Source organism: uncultured Blautia sp. (genome assembly GCF_902497045.1).
Lineage (GTDB): Bacteria > Bacillota > Clostridia > Lachnospirales > Lachnospiraceae > Blautia_A.
This window is the reverse complement of the sequence record NZ_CABVDF010000318.1, coordinates 1-2,369: the sequence shown is the minus strand read 5'-3', so window position 1 is coordinate 2,369 and position 2,369 is coordinate 1. Positions and strand designations below refer to the sequence as shown.

Annotated in this window: 2 protein-coding genes; both read left to right on the top strand. The window is 43.3% G+C overall.

The annotated features are described in order from the left end of the window. Positions 1-265: 265 nt before the first annotated feature. Complete coding sequence (gene arcC, locus RDS42_RS14210) at positions 266-1,198, top strand: carbamate kinase (RefSeq protein WP_308784232.1); 933 nt, start codon at positions 266-268, stop codon at positions 1,196-1,198. Between the two features lie 48 nt (positions 1,199-1,246). Then, on the top strand, positions 1,247-2,065 hold the full coding sequence (eutJ, locus tag RDS42_RS14205; RefSeq protein ID WP_308784231.1) for an ethanolamine utilization protein EutJ: 819 nt from the start codon (positions 1,247-1,249) through the stop codon (positions 2,063-2,065). The last annotated feature ends 304 nt before the right edge of the window (positions 2,066-2,369 follow it).

Here is a 2,369-nt window from a genome sequence, read left to right as displayed (position 1 = left end):
TTTGCACACAATTCTCCGATATAATATGTCTTGGATAGATGAATAACCACTCTCTATCTCCCCCCTCAAAAAAGTTAAGGAAACCAGCCGTCTGCCAATGCAGGCGGCTTTTCCTTTATACCTCCTGTTCTGACAATTTATTTGATTCTTTTTTGACAATAAAATTCCCTCATATATCTTTTCCGCCTGAATCCTCTCTTGCAATTCCATCTCTATTCTTTTATAATTAGTGTTATCCAAAACGAAAAAGAAATGAGGAATTCCTATGAGCGAAAAAACTGTAGTAGTTGCATTAGGACACAAGGCACTGGGAACCACCCTGCCAGAGCAGAAAGTTGCCACAAAAGCAGCAGCAAAGGCTATTGCCGATCTGGTTGAAGACGGCGCAAATGTTGTGATCTCCCACAGTAACGGACCTCAGGTAGGCATGATCCATACTGCAATGAATGAATTCGGCAAGGCACATCCGAAATATACATTTGCACCTATGTCTGTATGTTCTGCCATGAGCCAGGGGTATATCGGCTATGACCTGCAGAATGCCATCCGTACCGAGCTTCTTTCACGCGGAATTTATAAACCGGTGGCAACCGTACTGACTCAGGTAGTCATCGATCCCTATGATGATGCTTTTGCAGAACCAGAAAAAATCATCGGCCGGGTACTTACCGCCGAAGAAGCCGAAGCTGAAGAAGAAAAAGGAAATTATGTAACAGAGACAGCAGAAGGACAGTTCCGACGTATCCTGGCTTCTCCAAAGCCTCAGCGTATCGTAGAAATTGAAACAATACGTGCCCTGGCTGCTGCCGGACAGATTGTAATTGCAGCAGGCGGCGGCGGAATCCCTGTTCTTGAGCAGGGCATAGAACTCCACGGAGCCAGCGCGATCATCGAAAAAGATCTTGCCAGCGGACTCCTTGCCGAAGAATTAAATGCTGACACTCTTTTGATCCTTACAAGTGTCGAAAAAGTCAGTCTGAACATGGGTACTGAAAATGAAGAACTTCTTGGTTCCATTTCCGCAGAAGAGGCACATAAATATGTAGAAGCAGACCAGTTTACAAAAGGTTCTATGCTCCCTAAAATCGAAGCCGGACTTTCCTTTATTGAAAAAAAAGACGGCAGACGTGCCATTATCACAGATATTGCTCATGCAAAAGCTGGATATAAGGAAAAGACAGGAACGATCATTAAATAAAATCTGCTGCTGCAGACACAAAGAGCAGCGGCAAGACGGAGTAACCAAATGGATCTGAAAAGCAGAACATTATCAAATTTTGCAGAACTCGTCCGTACAGGTGAGTGCAAAAAATTTAAAGGAAGATTAAAAGTAGGCGTAGACCTTGGAACTGCCAATACTGTTCTTGCTGTAGTCGATACTTCCAACCGTCCCATTGCCGGAATTTCCGCTCCTTCCCATGCAATCCAGGATGGAGTGATCGTTAACTATTATGAATCTGTGCAGCTTGTCTCCAAGCTGAAGGCAACTTTGGAAGAAAGACTGGGAACGGAACTTTCCTATGCTGCGGCTGCCATTCCTCCCGGAGTGAACCAGGGCAGTGTCAAGAGTATTGGCTATGTTCTGGAAGGCGCCGGCTTTGAAGTAACCAATATTGTGGATGAGCCTACAGCTGCCTCCGCTGTATTAAAGATCAGCGACGGAGCTGTTGTAGACGTAGGAGGCGGCACCACCGGAATCAGTATTCTGAAAGACGGAAAAGTTATTTATACAGACGATGAAGCTACCGGCGGTACACACATGACCATGACAGTGGCAGGTCATTACCGCATCCCTTATGAAGAGGCAGAAATCCTGAAAACCCAGCCGGATAAGCAGGACGAGATTTTTCCAGTGATCAAGGCCACTGTAGAAAAAATGGCTCTGATCACAGAGAAATTCCTGAAAGGCTATGAGGTTCCTGCCGTTTATGTGGTAGGAGGTTCCTCCATGTTCAGGGAATTTACTTCTGTATTTGAGAAAAAGCTGAAGCTGCCCGTTTATCAGCCGGTTCACCCTCTTCTTGTAACACCTTTGGGTATTGCCTACTGTTGCCAGCTTCCTTAATTAAGAACCTCGCAAAAATGAGACTGAAAAACAGTCTCATTTTTTGTACATACAAGAATCCCGGCAGCTGTATCCAGTCTGCCGGGATTCTTATATTTTACTGTTCAGTTACAATTTAATCCGAAACAAGATTAGCGCTTTTAAGCGTTTTTTTATACCTTTTTACAATTTGATTCGAAATATAGTTTTTTTCTTTCCTGAAAATCCAGCTAGTTTTTACAACTTAATTCGAAACAAGTTGCATTCTGTTAACCATACAGTAGTATAATTTTTGTTTTTTCGTTTTTTTCTTTAATAATATTTT